The 14,023-nt window shown below is 57.3% G+C and carries 14 protein-coding genes and 1 other RNA gene; 6 read left to right on the top strand and 9 right to left on the bottom strand.

The window, feature by feature from the left end:
• Nucleotides 1–53 precede the first annotated feature (53 nt).
• Nucleotides 54–1,028, top strand: a complete 975-nt coding sequence (locus RTM06_RS00185; RefSeq protein WP_312179045.1) for a glutathione S-transferase family protein — start codon at nt 54–56, stop codon at nt 1,026–1,028.
• 33 nt (nt 1,029–1,061) lie between these two features.
• On the opposite strand, the gene mdtI is transcribed toward RTM06_RS00185, so the two are convergent.
• The 4 genes from mdtI to rsmI form a co-directional block, all read right to left on the bottom strand.
• Nucleotides 1,062–1,391, bottom strand: a complete 330-nt coding sequence (gene mdtI / locus RTM06_RS00180) for a multidrug/spermidine efflux SMR transporter subunit MdtI (protein ID WP_061720161.1) — start codon at nt 1,389–1,391, stop codon at nt 1,062–1,064.
• Nucleotides 1,378–1,728, bottom strand: a complete 351-nt coding sequence (mdtJ, locus tag RTM06_RS00175) for a multidrug/spermidine efflux SMR transporter subunit MdtJ (RefSeq protein ID WP_101762902.1) — start codon at nt 1,726–1,728, stop codon at nt 1,378–1,380. Before mdtJ ends, mdtI begins: the two co-directional genes overlap by 14 nt.
• A 519-nt stretch (nt 1,729–2,247) precedes the next feature.
• An RNA gene (gene rnpB / locus RTM06_RS00170) (RNase P RNA component class A) lies at nt 2,248–2,626 on the bottom strand.
• Between the two features lie 33 nt (nt 2,627–2,659).
• A complete protein-coding gene (gene rsmI, locus RTM06_RS00165) occupies nt 2,660–3,523 on the bottom strand; it encodes a 16S rRNA (cytidine(1402)-2'-O)-methyltransferase (protein ID WP_154154988.1) in 864 nt (287 codons plus the stop codon).
• 62 nt (nt 3,524–3,585) lie between these two features.
• Between rsmI and RTM06_RS00160 the strand changes: the two genes are divergently transcribed.
• From RTM06_RS00160 to dolP, 4 genes are read left to right on the top strand one after another with little or no spacing between them, the layout of a single operon-like run.
• On the top strand, nt 3,586–5,580 hold the full coding sequence (locus tag RTM06_RS00160; RefSeq protein ID WP_312179041.1) for a penicillin-binding protein activator: 1,995 nt from the start codon (nt 3,586–3,588) through the stop codon (nt 5,578–5,580).
• Complete coding sequence (locus RTM06_RS00155) at nt 5,538–5,933, top strand: YraN family protein (protein WP_008103534.1); 396 nt, start codon at nt 5,538–5,540, stop codon at nt 5,931–5,933. Before RTM06_RS00160 ends, RTM06_RS00155 begins: the two co-directional genes overlap by 43 nt.
• A gap of 14 nt (nt 5,934–5,947) precedes the next feature.
• Nucleotides 5,948–6,535 carry a DnaA initiator-associating protein DiaA gene (diaA, locus tag RTM06_RS00150; RefSeq protein ID WP_007890352.1) on the top strand — a complete coding sequence of 196 codons (588 nt, stop codon included), beginning with the start codon at nt 5,948–5,950 and terminating at the stop codon, nt 6,533–6,535.
• Between the two features lie 14 nt (nt 6,536–6,549).
• Nucleotides 6,550–7,122 (top strand): division/outer membrane stress-associated lipid-binding lipoprotein, encoded by a 573-nt coding sequence (dolP, locus tag RTM06_RS00145; protein ID WP_008103536.1) that lies wholly within the window; start codon nt 6,550–6,552, stop codon nt 7,120–7,122.
• 54 nt (nt 7,123–7,176) lie between these two features.
• Here dolP and RTM06_RS00140 read toward each other — a convergent pair whose 3' ends face one another.
• Nucleotides 7,177–7,878, bottom strand: a complete 702-nt coding sequence (locus RTM06_RS00140; RefSeq protein ID WP_008103538.1) for a pirin family protein — start codon at nt 7,876–7,878, stop codon at nt 7,177–7,179.
• 129 nt (nt 7,879–8,007) lie between these two features.
• On the opposite strand from RTM06_RS00140, the gene RTM06_RS00135 reads away from it, so the two are divergent.
• A complete protein-coding gene (locus tag RTM06_RS00135; RefSeq protein ID WP_008103540.1) occupies nt 8,008–8,907 on the top strand; it encodes a LysR family transcriptional regulator in 900 nt (299 codons plus the stop codon).
• Nucleotides 8,908–9,098: 191 nt separating this feature from the next.
• Here the strand turns inward: RTM06_RS00135 and RTM06_RS00130 are convergent, their stop codons facing one another.
• From RTM06_RS00130 to RTM06_RS00115, 4 genes are read right to left on the bottom strand one after another with little or no spacing between them, the layout of a single operon-like run.
• Nucleotides 9,099–11,009, bottom strand: a complete 1,911-nt coding sequence (locus RTM06_RS00130; RefSeq protein WP_312179034.1) for a BglG family transcription antiterminator — start codon at nt 11,007–11,009, stop codon at nt 9,099–9,101.
• 24 nt (nt 11,010–11,033) lie between these two features.
• Nucleotides 11,034–11,771, bottom strand: a complete 738-nt coding sequence (gene dagF, locus RTM06_RS00125; RefSeq protein WP_312179032.1) for a 2-dehydro-3-deoxy-phosphogluconate aldolase — start codon at nt 11,769–11,771, stop codon at nt 11,034–11,036.
• Nucleotides 11,768–12,889, bottom strand: coding sequence for a DgaE family pyridoxal phosphate-dependent ammonia lyase (locus RTM06_RS00120; RefSeq protein ID WP_312179030.1), 1,122 nt, complete (start codon nt 12,887–12,889; stop codon nt 11,768–11,770). The genes dagF and RTM06_RS00120 overlap by 4 nt, the downstream gene beginning before the upstream one ends.
• Nucleotides 12,873–14,006, bottom strand: coding sequence for an amidohydrolase/deacetylase family metallohydrolase (locus tag RTM06_RS00115; protein WP_312179028.1), 1,134 nt, complete (start codon nt 14,004–14,006; stop codon nt 12,873–12,875). Before RTM06_RS00115 ends, RTM06_RS00120 begins: the two co-directional genes overlap by 17 nt.
• Between the last annotated feature and the right edge of the window lie 17 nt (nt 14,007–14,023).

The raw sequence follows: 14,023 nt of genomic DNA, 5'->3' as shown, positions 1-14,023 counted from the left end.
ACTGAATATCAGGGGCGGGGATTTTCCTCGCCCCTTTTTATTATGGAGGGCTTATGGGACAGCTGATTGATGGTGTCTGGCACGACACCTGGTACGATACGAAGTCAACCGGTGGCCGCTTCAAACGCACAGAAGCCGTCTGGCGCAACTGGGTTACCGCCGATGGCAGCGCCGGTCCAACCGGCAAAGCGGGCTTCGCCGCTGAGCGTGGCCGCTATCATCTTTACGTCTCGCTTGCCTGCCCGTGGGCGCATCGCACACTGTTGATGCTTAAGCTCAAGGGATTAGAAGAGATGATTTCAGTTTCGGTGGTGCATCCGCTGATGCTGGAGAACGGCTGGACCTTTGACGCCAGTTTCCCTGACGCCACCGGCGACGCGCTGTATCAAAAAGAGTTTCTTTATCAGATCTATCTGCACGCCGATGCACACTACTCCGGCCGCGTGACCGTGCCGGTGCTGTGGGATAAAACCCAGCAAACCATCGTCAGCAATGAATCCGCCGACATCATGCGCATGCTTAACAGCGCGTTCGATGCGCAAGGTGCCCGTGCGGGTGACTATTATCCGGCGGCGCTGCGCGACAAAATTGATGAAGTGAACAGCTGGGTGTACGACACGGTCAACAATGGCGTATATAAAAGCGGTTTTGCCACTTCGCAGGCGGCGTACGATGAATCGGTAACGGCGCTGTTCCATTCGTTAGCGCGTCTCGAACAGATTCTCGGCCAACACCGTTATCTCACAGGCGACCAACTGACCGAAGCGGATTTGCGCTTGTGGACCACGCTGGTGCGCTTCGATCCGGTGTACGTCACCCACTTTAAGTGCGATCGTCACCGCATCAGTGATTACCGCAATCTGAGCGGCTTCCTGCGCGACATCTATCAAATGCCGGGCATCGCCGACACGGTCAATTTGCCGCACATCCGCCATCACTACTATTGCAGCCACAAAACCATCAACCCAAGCGGCGTGATCTCGCTGGGCCCAGCCTTTGACTGGGATGAGCCACACGGCCGGGATTGATGCTCTTACCCTCTCCCAAGTGGGGAGGGAACCTTAGGCGAACTTAATCAGCACCATACCGAGCAACAACAATCCCACACCCAGCCAGCCAACCCGACTCAACCGCTGACCAAACAGAATCCAGCCCGCCGCCACGGTGGCAACCAATCCCAGCCCACCCCACAATGCGTAGGCTACCGTTAAATCAATGCCTTTCACCGCCTGCGCCAGCGCGCTGAACGCCGCCAGCACCGCCACCAGCGATAACACGCCAAACAGTGGACGGCGGAAACCGTTGGAGTATTTCAGGAAGATATTGGCGACGATCTCCAGGCCAATGGCCAGCGCCAGCCATGCGATATGCAGCCAGTTAAACGTTGCCATGGCGCAGCTCCTTGCGGCTCAGCGTGCCGGATTTGATCAGGACAATGCCGAGGATCAGCGTCAGCAGGCCGGCTACTTTGATGGCGGATAAGGCTTCATCGAACAACAGCACGCTAAACAGCGTAATAAACAGAATGCCAATGCCTTCCCACATGGCATACGCCACGCCAAGGGCAATACGTTTAATGGCGAAGGATAAACAAATATAAGAAAGTGCGATCATCACCAGCATAAAAATATAACCGGCGTTGCCACCGTTTACGCTGGCCCATTTCATTGAGACGGTGCCAATAATTTCCGCGGCGATCGCCAGCGCTAATAAAATCCAATACAGCATGATTTCTCTCCTGAACGAGAAATAAACGCCACCCACGCGAAAATAGGCGTGTTAGCAAAGTTAAATTAAAAAGTCAGAATAGGAGAGAACTGAACTAAAGCGCGAAGCGCCAGTGCTGATCGCAGATTGAGCAGTTTGATTCGAAGAGAGAGGAAGAGAGTAAAGCCTTATTTAGCGCGAACATTTTGTCCATAAAATTACAACTTATCCACGTTGTTGCTTCTCGTCAGTGTGGATTAAATTTGTCCTCAGTAGTTAAACACGCGCTTATTCTGGCATAGCGGCAATAATGTTTTTCAGGGATTTTCATTTCTTTACGTGGAGGCGTTTAATTAATGTTATTGGACTGATGCCCTCACCCTAGCCCTCTCCCACAGGAGAGGGAATAAGCCGCTGCGGTTTGAAAGATCGCTCGATCGGTCCCTTCTCCCGCCTGCGGGAGAAGGTTAGGATGAGGGCCAGCGCGCACCTGGCCCCAGAAAACACAAAACCCGCCGAAGCGGGTTTTGTGTTTAAAAAAGTCGAAACTGACCGATAAGCCGGGTTCTGTCGTGGACAGTCATTCATCTAGGCCAGCAATCGCTCACTGGCTCAAGCAGCCTACCCGGGTTCAGTACGGGCCGTACCTTGTGAACCCCTATTTGGCCTTGCTCCGGGTGGAGTTTACCGTGCCACGAACTGTTGCCAGCCGCGCGGTGCGCTCTTACCGCACCCTTTCACCCTTACCTGATCCCATTACTGGGCCATCGGCGGTTTGCTCTCTGTTGCACTGGTCGTAGGCTTGCGCCCCCCAGGCGTTACCTGGCACCCTGCCCTATGGAGCCCGGACTTTCCTCCCCTTTGCCCGTCTCCCCCCGAAAGAGGACGACGACAAAGCGGCGACTGTCTAGTCAGCTTCGGCGCGGGATAATAGGCGATCTGTCAGCGTTTGTCACGCCTCTTGCTGCTCCAGCGCGTACTTATAAAGCGCGTTCTTCTTCACACCATGAATTTCCGCCGTCAGCGCAGCGGCTTTCTTCAATGGCAGCTCTTTTTGCAGCAATGCCAACGTACGCAGCGCCTCCGCTGGCAACGCTTCTTCATCGGCTTTATGGCCTTCAACGATCAGCACCATTTCGCCTTTGCGACGGTTTTCATCTTCCAGTACCCACGCCAGCAGTTCGCCGACTGGCGCACCTTGAATAGATTCCCACGTTTTGGTGATCTCACGCGCCAGCACCACATAGCGCTCGCCGCCCCACACGCTGACCATGTCTTGCAGGCTATCGATCAGGCGATGAGTCGATTCATAGAAAATCAGCGTACGCGGCTCTTCACCCAGCGCACGCAGCACATCGCAACGTCCTTTGCTTTTGGCTGGTAGAAACCCTTCGTAACAGAAACGATCGGACGGTAACCCCGCCGCGCTTAATGCTGTAATCGCCGCGCAAGCGCCTGGCAACGGCACCACGCGCACGCCTGCTTCCCGGCAGCGACGCACCAAATGGTAGCCGGGATCGTTGATTAACGGCGTGCCGGCATCGGAGACCAGTGCGATGCTCTGGCCCTCTTGCAGCTTGGCTAGCAGCACCTCAGCTTTCTGCTGTTCGTTGTGGTCGTGAAGTGCGAAGAGTCGCGCATTGATGGCGAAATGTTGTAGCAACAGCCCGGTATGACGTGTATCTTCCGCTGCGACTAGATCGACGCTTGAGAGCACCGTCAACGCTCGTTGAGTGATATCACCCAGGTTACCGATCGGGGTAGGAACGATATAGAGCGTGCTGGCAGAAATCTCTGCCCGATCGAGTTGTTTCATTGTTTCATCCGAATTGCCGATTTAATATTGAGCATCTTGAAAAAAACATCACTGGATACAGTATGCTTCCTTCAAAAGTCGTACGTCATAAAGCAGGACGCTTAGTACCTGTTCTTCTCGCTGGGCTGATTTTAGCCGCCTGTAGTGGTCAGGGACCGCAACAAACCTCTAACGTCAATATTCAGGGTCCTGCGACTGGCCGATCTGACTATTATCTGCAACAGGTGCAGCAAAGCAGCGATGATAGCAAGACCGACTGGCAATTACTTGCCATCCGTGCCCTGTTGAAGGAAGGAAAGTATCCGCAGGCAGCGAATCAGCTTAATCAGCTGCCGCAGCAGTTAAGCGATGTGCAACAGCAAGAACTGCTGCTGCTGCGCGCGCAGATGCAGATTGGTCAGCAGAATTACAGCGGTGCACAACAACAGCTTGGTCAGGTGAAAGTCGGTGACCTGTCGCAGGATCAGCAGGTGCGCTACTACGCGTTGCAAATCGCAGCGGCGCAGAATCGCCCTTCACTCCCACTGCTGCGTGCCTATATTGCGCAGGAGCCGCTGCTGAAAGGCGCCGATCACCAAAGCAATATCGATGCAACCTGGCAAGCGCTGACGCAGATGACGCAGGATCAGATCAACAGTCTGGTGATCAATGCTAACGAAAATACGCTGCAAGGCTGGTTGGATCTGCTGAATACCTGGCGTGCAAACAGCCAGGATCCACAAATGTTGAAAGCGGCGATTCAGGACTGGCAGACGCGTTATCCGCAGAACCCAAGCGCGAAGACGCTGCCAACGCAGCTCAGCCAGGTGCAGAACTTCACTAAAGCATCGACCAGCACCATCGCGCTGCTGCTGCCGCTTAACGGCCAGGCGCAGGTGTTTGCTAACGCGATTCAAAAAGGTTTCAACGATGCGCGCAATGGCGTGCTCAACGCGCCGGCCCCGCAAGCCGCGTCAGCGCCTGCTGCAGCCGATGCCAATAGCGTTGTCAGCCCCGCCGTTGCCGGTAACACACCACCGCAAACCGAGCAGCCACAGCCAGCCGCACAACCGGCCGCAGCACAGGGCAACAGCAATGCGCAGGTAAAAGTGTATGACACCAGCAGCCAGCCGATTGCGCAGGTGATGCAGCAGGCTCAGCAAGATGGCGCTACGCTGGTGGTCGGCCCGCTCCTAAAAAATGACGTTGAAACCGTCGTTAATAGCAACACTCCGCTGAACGTGCTGGCGCTGAACGAACCCGAACAGATCCAGAACCATCCGAATATTTGTTACTTTGCGCTTTCTCCTGAAGACGAAGCGCGCGATGCCGCGCACCATATCTACGAACAAGGCAAACGCCAGCCGTTGTTGCTGGTGCCGCGCAGCAGCTATGGCGACCGTATTAGCAAAGCGTTCGCGCAAGAGTGGCAAACGCTGGGTGGTTCAACCGTACTGCAGCAGCGTTTTGGCGGCGTTGGCGAACTGAAGCAAGGCATCAACAGCGGTGCCGGTATCGCGTTAAGCGGCACGCCGCTGAACGTTGAGCCTGCGCAATCGCAGAGCGTGGCGATTGCGGGCCTTACGATTCCTGCGCCACAAACCAGCGCACCGGCACCAGCGGCCGATGCCAGCAGCGGTAACGTGGATGCGGTGTACATTGTCGCTAGCCAGGATGAGCTGCAGCTGATCAAGCCGATGATTGCGATGCGTACCAGCAGCCGCAACAACACCGCGCTGTACGCCAGTTCGCGCAGTGCGCAGGCGGGCGCAGGTCCTGACTTCCGTCTGGAGATGGATGGCCTGCAGTTCAGCGATATCCCGCTGTTGTCCGGCAGTAATCCGGGCCTGATGCAGCAGGCGGCGAAGTCGTTTAACAACGATTATTCGCTGGTTCGCCTCTACGCGATGGGCATTGATGCCTGGACGCTGGCGAATCACTTTAACCAGATGCGTCAGGTGCCAGGCTTTGCCATTGATGGCAACACCGGCAAGCTGAACGCCGACACGGATTGCGTGATCAACAGGAAGTTGGCATGGAACCAGTATCGTCAGGGACAGATCGTTCCGGTGCAGTAAACCGCCAGCGCATTGGCGCTGAGCAGGAACAACTGGCGCGCCGCTATCTGGAGCGCGCCGGGCTGCAGTGGTTCGCCAGCAATGTACGCTGTCGCAGCGGGGAAATTGACCTGATAATGCGCGACGCCGATTGCTGGGTATTTGTTGAAGTGCGCTATCGACGCGATGCGCGCTACGGCGGTGCCGCCGCCAGCGTAACGCGCCAGAAACAACAAAAGCTGCTGCGTGCCGCCGCACTCTGGTTGCTGGCGCGTGGCGGCAGTTTTGATACGGTGAATTGCCGTTTTGACATCATTGCCATTACCGGGCGTGAGCTGGAGTGGCTGCCCGATGCCTTTAATGCCGATGGATAGAACCAGGTGGTCTTGTGCAGGACAGAATTAAAGCGTGTTTTACCGAGAGTATTCAGACCCAAATCGCTGCTGCCGAAGCGCTGCCCGATGCGATTTCCCGCGCCGCGATGACGCTGGTGCAGTCGCTGCTGAACGGTAACAAAATCCTTAGCTGCGGTAACGGTGCGTCGTCGGCGAATGCCCAGCATTTTGCCGCCAGCATGATTAACCGTTTCGAGACGGAGCGCCCTAGCCTGCCTGCGCTGGCGCTGAGCGCAGATAATGTGATGCTGACGGCGATTGGTAACGATCGTCTGCACGATGAAATTTACGCCAAGCAGGTTCGAGCGCTTGGTCAGGCTGGTGATGTGCTGCTGGCCATTTCCACCCGTGGCAACACCCGCGATATCGTCAAAGCGGTTGAAGCTGCGGTTACCCGCGATATGACCATCGTTGCGTTAACCGGCCACGACGGCGGTGAGCTGGCGGGCCTGCTCGGTCCGCATGATGTGGAAATTCGCATTCCATCACATCGCAGTGCACGCATTCAGGAAATGCATATGTTGACGCTGAACTGCCTGTGCGATTTGATTGATAACACTTTATTCCCACACCAGGAATGACTGAAGGAGCTCAAATGAAAGCATTGAACGCTGTCGCCATTCTCTTAACCGCCATGCTGCTGCAAGGCTGTGTTGCCGTGGTTGCAGGCGGCGCTGCCGTCGCCACCAAAACCGCCACTGACCCGCGCACCGTGGGCACGCAGGTCGATGACGGCACGCTGGAGCTGCGCGTATCGAACGCACTGGCCAAAGATGAACAAATCAAAAACCAGGCGCGCGTGGTTGTCACCGCCTATCAGGGCAAAGTGCTGCTGACCGGCCAGTCGCCAACCCCAGATCTGGCAAGTCGTGCCAAACAGATCGCCATGGGCGTTGACGGTGCCACCGAGGTGTATAACGAAATTCGTAGCGGACAGAAAGTCAGCCTCGGCACCTCATCATCCGATACCTGGATCACCACCAAAATCCGCTCGCAGCTGTTAGGCAGCGATCAGGTGAAATCCTCGAACGTCAAAGTGACCACCGAAAACGGAGAAGTGTTCCTGTTGGGTCTGGTCACTGCAGAAGAAGCGAAAGCGGCGGCCGATGTTGCCAGCCGTGTGAGCGGCGTGAAGCACGTGACAACGGCCTTCACCATTCTCAAGTAAGCGTTAACGCAACGTATCAGGGCGACTTCGGTCGCCCTTTTTTGTGGGTGAGGGTTAGGCGGGAAGGTCAATCACCAGCGCGCGCAGCGGCGTTCTGGCCTGCAGGCTAATCTGGTTCTCATCGCTGAGGAACGCGCCGTCGCCGCAGCTCAGCGGCTGCTGATTGGCGCTGCTGGCCTGCACATCCAAAGAACCATGGATCGATTGCAGATAAGCGCGCGGCCCGTGCAATTTCACCGTGTACTGCTCGCCCGGCGCTAACGTCACCTGATGCACCCAAACCTGCTGACGCAGTTGCAAGCTGCCCTGCGCGCCATCGGGCGAGGCGATCAGCACGCTGGTTTGCTGCGGCAAATCGCGCTTCTGCAACAGCGGATTTTCACGCTCCGGGCAGGCGGCCAGCCACAGCTGCATGCGGGTTAACGGGCGATCTTTGCTGATGTTGATTTCGCTATAATTCACGCCCTGACGCGCAGAGAGCAGCATCGCCTCGCCTTCACGCGCCACCAGATGATTGCCTTCGCTGTCGCGATACTCGGCTTCACCTTGCAGCACCAGATTCAGCACATCGACCTGCGGATAGCTGCGCGGCTGGAACGCCGCGCCCGGTGCCAGAATTTCCTGGTTGAGCACGCGCAGTGACGCGTAGCCCATTAATTTTGGATCGAAATAGTGGCCAAATGAGAAGCTGTAGCGCGCCTGCAACCAACCGAAATCGGCCTGGCCACATGCGGACGCGCAGCGGGTTGTCATCATGATAATCCTCCGACGCGCTGCGGTGAGATTCGACCGCAGGCTTGATGGGATCATGGTAAAAGTCTGGACGCCGGATTGTAAGCCAGTTAATCTGCCTGGCATGTTCAAATTTACTGACAGAGAATCGGCATGGCAAAAGACCGCGCGTTAACCCTCGAAGCTTTACGTGTGATGGATGCTATTGACCGTCGTGGCAGCTTTGCCGCCGCGGCCGATGAACTGGGTCGCGTCCCTTCCGCGCTGAGTTACACCATGCAGAAGCTGGAAGAGGAGCTGGATGTGGTGCTGTTTGACCGCTCCGGCCACCGCACCAAGTTCACCAACGTGGGCCGTATGCTGCTGGAGCGTGGCCGCGTGCTGCTGGAAGCCGCCGATAAACTCACCACCGATGCCGAAGCGCTGGCGCGCGGTTGGGAAACGCATCTCACCATTGTTGCCGAGGCGCTGGTTCCTACCGAGCGTTTGTTCCCGCTGGTTGAGAAGCTGTCAGAAAAAGCCAATACGCAGATTTCGCTGATCACGGAAGTGTTAGCCGGTGCCTGGGAGCGGCTGGAACAGGGTCGTGCCGATATCGTGATTGCGCCCGATATGCACTTCCGCGCCTCCACCGAAATCAACACCCGCAAGCTGTACAGCATTATGAGCGTCTATGTTGCCAGCCCGGACCATCCAATTCATCAGGAAGCTGAGCCGCTATCAGAAGTGACACGCGTGAAGTATCGCGGCATCGCGGTGGCAGATACCGCGCGCGAGCGTCCGGTGCTGACGGTGCAGTTGCTGGATAAGCAGCAGCGTCTGACGGTAAGCAGCATGGATGATAAACGCCGCGCGCTGCTGGCCGGTTTGGGTGTGGCGACCATGCCGTATCCGATGGTGGAGCAGGATATCGCTGAAGGTCGTTTACGCGTGGTTAGCGCCGAGTATACGCGCGAAGTGGATATTATTATGGCGTGGCGCCGCGACAGTATGGGCGAAGCCAAAGCCTGGTGTTTGCGTGAGATTCCGAGGTTGTTGGCGAAGCGCGGGTAGATTCTGCACACGCAGTCCCCCACCTCGGTCCTCCCCCATAAATGGGGGAGGAAGATGCTGCCACATGTCAGTGATGAAGCTGCATTTGGGAGGAAGATGCTGCCATATGCCAGTGATGGAGCTGCATGTGGCAGCATCTCCTTCCCCCGCTTGCGGGGGAAGGCCGGGATGGGGGACAGCGCGCACAAACCCTACAACCGACTCAAACAATCGATCGCCACCGCTTTAAAACTGACAAAATCCGCGCAATCGCGCAGTCGCGTCATCGCTCTTTCGCGCAGGAAGGTGACGAACAGATCGTAAATCGCCATCGCCTCTTCGTATTCACTCTTGCTGATCGCCAGCAGGAAAATCACCGACGCCGTTTCCTCGCCCCAGCTTACGCCATGCGGTGCCAGCACCGTGTAGACCACGGTTTTCTGCGCCAGCAAGCCCAGTGAATGTGGCAGCGCGATGCCTTCGCCGAGCAGGGTGCTGACAATCGCTTCGCGCTCCTCGACCGACGGATAGAAATCCGCATCGACAAAACCTTCGCTCTCCAGCTGATCGCACAGCAGACGGAACAGATCCGACTGCGCCATCGGCTTATCCAGCACCATAAAGTGCTGCGCGTCGAAGTACTTCTCCAGCATGTAAGGGCGCGTGCGATCCACCAGCACCAGCTTGCCGAGCTGCTCCAGCTGGAACTCGGTTGGGAATGGCGACATCACCGCAATCGGCTTGTTCTTCTCACTCAATCGGGCGGTGGAGATGACAAAATCTTCATCAATATGCTCGCGCAGTTCATAGTCGCGCTGCGACAGCCGCGCCGTGACCACTAGCTGCGGATATTTGCGCAGCAGCAGCGCCTCAATCATGCGCAGCGTGGAGTTGCCACTGTCGCACACCAGCAGCACTTGCGGATGGCGTTGATAGCCAACGTCGTAATGCCTCTCCAGTCCGACGCCGATGTGCAACACCAAAAAGCCGATCTCGTTCTCACTGATGGTGTAAGGCGTGTATTTACCCCAGTTGGTAACAGCCGCCAGCGTCACATCGTAGGCCATTGGATAGTGCTGCTTGATGTTGCTTAACAGCGGATTGGGGATGTGAATTTGGTAGCGCACCCGCGTGATCATGGTTTTGATATGGGTGAGCAGATCGGCGCGCAGCTGTTCGTCGTGCTGCAGCCGATAGTTGTAATGGGTGTTGATGTAGTTCAGCAGGTAATCGACCAGCGCATCGGCGTCGTCGGCGTTAATGGTGCTGGGTGCCAGCGCCTGAATCTGGCGCGCGGCGATGTTGACCCGCAGCCAGTTCTCTTCCGCCTGTGAAATCGGTTTGCCGACCAGCGGACGCATCAGGTTGATCAGGTCGTGCGCCGCCTCGCGCACTTCATCGCCGACATCTTCGGCGCCGGGATCGTTGAGCGGGAAGCCTTCGCTGATGCGTCGTACCGCCACCGCGCAGTAGATTTGCAGATAGCGATCGCCTTCATCGCTGAGGCGAATGGCGTGCTGGGCGAAGCACTGTTGCAGCAAAGGTTCGAGCTGCGCCAGAATGCCGCTGTGCAGCGCTTCTACCGTCAGCAGCGGGCTGTCCGGCGTCTCCTGATCGATCTGCCACAGCAGGTCGGTTAAGCAGGTGCGGATCGCCGCCTCGCTGCCAAACAGCTTCATGCCGTAATGCGGTTTGGTTTCGATATTAAGGTGATAGCGGCCCAGCCATTCGCGAACGATCGCCATATCGCTTTGCAGCGTGGCGCGGCTGACAAACCACTCTTCCGACAGGTCTTCCAGCTTGATCGAATACGCCGCCGTCAGAAAACGCGTCAGCAGATAGCGCACGCGCTCCTGTGAGGTACGCGGCACGCGCAGCGGCGTGGCGCTCTCTTGCTGTAAGCGGCCAAAGCGCGCCGCATCATCAATTTTGAGTTGATATCCCGCGCCGCGCGCCAGCACAAACTGCGCGCCATGCTGTTCCAGCAGCGCGTTCAGCGCGGTGATATCGGTGCGCACCGTGCGCGTTGAAACGGAAAAGCGGCGTGCCAGCTCATCCTGCGGCAGCGTTTCATTTTGCAGCGCAGCGAAAAGCTGAGTCAGACGCTGATTGGGAAATCTCACGGAGCCTCACCTGTTACTCATTTGTTACAGCAGTTTCTTGCACGTTGCCAGAAGCTGACGCACATCGTCAATGCGCGTGTCGCCGCTTGCGCTATCGATAATCGAACTGTAGACGTGCGGGATCACTTTGCTAACGCCTGCATCGAGCGCAATACGCACAATCTCTTCGAAGTTGTTGAGATCGATGCCGCCGGTGGGTTCCAGCCAGAAGTCGTGACGCGCGCAGGCTTCCGCCACCGCACGATACTCATTCACCGCTTTCAGGCCGCCCATCGGGAAGTATTTCACCGAGCTGCCGCCCATGTCCTGCAACATGGCGATGGCGCTGTCGATCGGCACAATCGCTTCGGCGTTCTTTGCGCTGCGCGGTCCGGTGGAGATTTTCACAAGGCCCGGCGTGCCGGTGGGTGAAATCAAACCATTCACCACGGTTTGGTTCTGGCCGAGCAGCGCACGGCTGGTCGCCACGCCGGTGAATACCTGATTGACGTGCTGCGGTTGCAGCACCGCCGAGATCTCACTCACCATCGCTGACTGGTTCGGATCGCCCGCGCCCAACCCCACCGACAGGGCATTGTCGATCAGCGCCGCATACTCGCGCATATCGGCAATGGCGTCTTCATTGCTGGCGTAGTTTTTTGACAACACACCCACCAGCACATGGCCTTCAGCCGCCTGCCAGATCGCTTTGGCGTTCTGTTTCGAACCCGCCAGCACGTTAAGGCACAGGCGATCCTGATAGAAATTCGGGTTCAGACTCATGCGCGTTTTCCTCCGCTGATCAACGCCTGAATAGCGCTAAAGATGATGTGCAGCTGATCGGCGCTAACGCTGCGCACATCGGCTTCGATAATGCCTTCATTGGCTTTGTAGCCACGGAAATAGATAGCGATGTCGCCGGTTTTCAGCGCCTGCACCAGTTCGCCGGTCGGCCAGCCGGTGATCGCTTCATCAAACTTGATTTCGGCACGCGCAATATCGCGTCCCGCCGCATCCCACACCACACGCGCGCTGACGCCGTCCAGCGTGTTGAGGTTATCGATGAAAGGCGTCATGTTGGCGACCATCTCAGCGCCGGTGGTTTTTGGCTGCACCAGATAGTTTTCAATCGCCTGCGTCAGGCCAAGAATGCTCTCTTTGCCGACTTTCATCGCGCGGCCAATGCCGTTGCTCTGACGCTTCACCCACTCAACGTATTGCGTACGGCCAATCACTAAACCGCTGGTCGGCCCTTCAATCGCCTTGGCACCGCTGTAAATCACCAGATCCGCGCCCATTTGGTAGTAGCACTGCAAATCCTCTTCTGCTGCTGCATCGACGATCAATGGAATGCCGTGTTTGCGCGCCACAACCGCCGCCTGCTCCACGCTGAGATGGCTTTTCTGCACGCAGTGATGCGATTTGATGTACATCAGCGCCGCCGTGGTCGGCGTGATCGCCGCCGCCAGCTGCTCTGGCGAACATTCGTTGCTGTAACCGGCCTCGATCAAACGACCGCCGCCGAGCGCCACCATGCTGCCCACCGGTGCGCCGAAGTTCACGTTATGCCCTTTTGGCACCACGATATCGTGCGGCACGCTGAGCGGCGCGGCGTGCAAATTCTCCAGCAGCCAGTCGTTATCTTTCACAATCACCGCCGCCACGCTCTGCGCAATGCCCGCCGAGGCGCAGGACACTACCACCGCGCTTTCCACGTCCAGCAGTTTGGCAATGTAAGCGCCGGTCTTGTTGACCAGATCTTTCATTTCGAAGTAGTGATTCAGACCGTAGCTGACGGTATCCACCACATCCGAAGACGGCGTGGAAACGCCGAGAATGGTCATGCGGCCCGAGGCGTTGATGACCTGCTTCAGGTCATATTTTTCATAAATTGAAGACATGATTGGCTTTCCCTTCATCAGTCAGATGCCAGTGACCGGCGATAACCACGGCCTGCGGCAAAATGTGTTGCTGACCCAAAACCTGTTCGCCTTCAGCATCGACGAACGGGCGGGCTTCCTCTTTGACGGTAAAAATGGTCAGGTCGGCGTCATAACCGGCGGTTAAGCGCCCTTTGCCCGCCAGACGCAGGCCTGCAGCGGCATTAACGGTGACGCACTCGATGATTTGCGGCAGCGTCATGCCAATGCTGAAGAATTTCGACATCACGTGCGCCAGGCTATGTACCGGGCCATTGATGCGGTTACGGCAGTAAATGTCGGAGCTGATGGTGTCGGGCAGAATGCCCTGCGCGATCGCCTGACGCGCCACCTCAAAACTGAAGCTGGCGCCGCCGTGGCCGATATCCAGCTTCACGCCGCGCGCGATGGCATTTTTCACCGCCGCTTTCAGCTCGCCCTGCGGCGACAAGATACGATTCGGCTTGCCGTTAAAGCAGTGCGTAATGATGTCGCCGGAGGTCAGCAGATCGGCGATCTCTTCCAGCACCGGCGGGTTGTTGCCGATGTGCACCATCAGCGGCAAATTGCCGGCTGCCTGCTGAATCGCCTTGGCCCGCACCAGCGGCTGAATGCCGTTCTCGCCCACCACGCTGCTGCTCATGCGCGCTTTCAGGCCGACGATAAAGTCCGGACGGCGCTTCACCGCCTGCACCACCGCATCGCTATCGATTTGCGCCATATCGGCCAGCTCGTTTTGCGTCACAATGCCGGTGCGCGAGATGTTGATCAGCGCGCGCACTTCGGTGGTGGCCGAGCGCGTGAGCTGATAAAAGTCGTCGATGTCATCAGCGCCGGTGCTGCCAGCATCCACCACCGTGGTGACGCCTTGCGCCATGCCAATGGTGTCGGCGTCGTCGTGATAAATTGGGGATTTGGGATAACAGTGCACGTGGCTGTCAATCCACCCAGCGCTGACGTAGTAACGTCCCGCAAGATCGCGCTCCTGCTGTGCCGGGCCGCTCACCTCGCCGACGGCGGCGATTTTGCCGTGCTGAATGGCAATATCCACCAGCTGTTCGTCGCACAGGCGTGCGCGGCGCAGAATCAGATCAAACATGCTTACTCCTTACGTGT

It is taken from the genome of Pantoea sp. CTOTU46764 (assembly GCF_031974595.1).
Classification (GTDB): Bacteria; Pseudomonadota; Gammaproteobacteria; order Enterobacterales; family Enterobacteriaceae; genus Pantoea; species Pantoea trifolii.
Note: the sequence above shows the minus strand (reverse complement) of the source record. Positions and strands in the feature narration are given on the sequence as shown.

What these genes read in the sequence shown, in the direction of transcription:
- RTM06_RS00185 (WP_312179045.1), top strand. Translation starts at nt 54, where the DNA reads ATGGGACAGCTGATTGATGGTGTCTGGCACGACACCTGGTACGATACG.
- mdtI (WP_061720161.1), bottom strand. Translation starts at nt 1,391, where the DNA reads ATGGCAACGTTTAACTGGCTGCATATCGCATGGCTGGCGCTGGCCATT.
- mdtJ (WP_101762902.1), bottom strand. Translation starts at nt 1,728, where the DNA reads ATGCTGTATTGGATTTTATTAGCGCTGGCGATCGCCGCGGAAATTATT.
- rsmI (WP_154154988.1), bottom strand. Translation starts at nt 3,523, where the DNA reads ATGAAACAACTCGATCGGGCAGAGATTTCTGCCAGCACGCTCTATATC.
- RTM06_RS00160 (WP_312179041.1), top strand. Translation starts at nt 3,586, where the DNA reads ATGCTTCCTTCAAAAGTCGTACGTCATAAAGCAGGACGCTTAGTACCT.
- RTM06_RS00155 (WP_008103534.1), top strand. Translation starts at nt 5,538, where the DNA reads ATGGAACCAGTATCGTCAGGGACAGATCGTTCCGGTGCAGTAAACCGC.
- dolP (WP_008103536.1), top strand. Translation starts at nt 6,550, where the DNA reads ATGAAAGCATTGAACGCTGTCGCCATTCTCTTAACCGCCATGCTGCTG.
- RTM06_RS00140 (WP_008103538.1), bottom strand. Translation starts at nt 7,878, where the DNA reads ATGATGACAACCCGCTGCGCGTCCGCATGTGGCCAGGCCGATTTCGGT.
- RTM06_RS00135 (WP_008103540.1), top strand. Translation starts at nt 8,008, where the DNA reads ATGGCAAAAGACCGCGCGTTAACCCTCGAAGCTTTACGTGTGATGGAT.
- dagF (WP_312179032.1), bottom strand. Translation starts at nt 11,771, where the DNA reads ATGAGTCTGAACCCGAATTTCTATCAGGATCGCCTGTGCCTTAACGTG.
- RTM06_RS00120 (WP_312179030.1), bottom strand. Translation starts at nt 12,889, where the DNA reads ATGTCTTCAATTTATGAAAAATATGACCTGAAGCAGGTCATCAACGCC.
- RTM06_RS00115 (WP_312179028.1), bottom strand. Translation starts at nt 14,006, where the DNA reads ATGTTTGATCTGATTCTGCGCCGCGCACGCCTGTGCGACGAACAGCTG.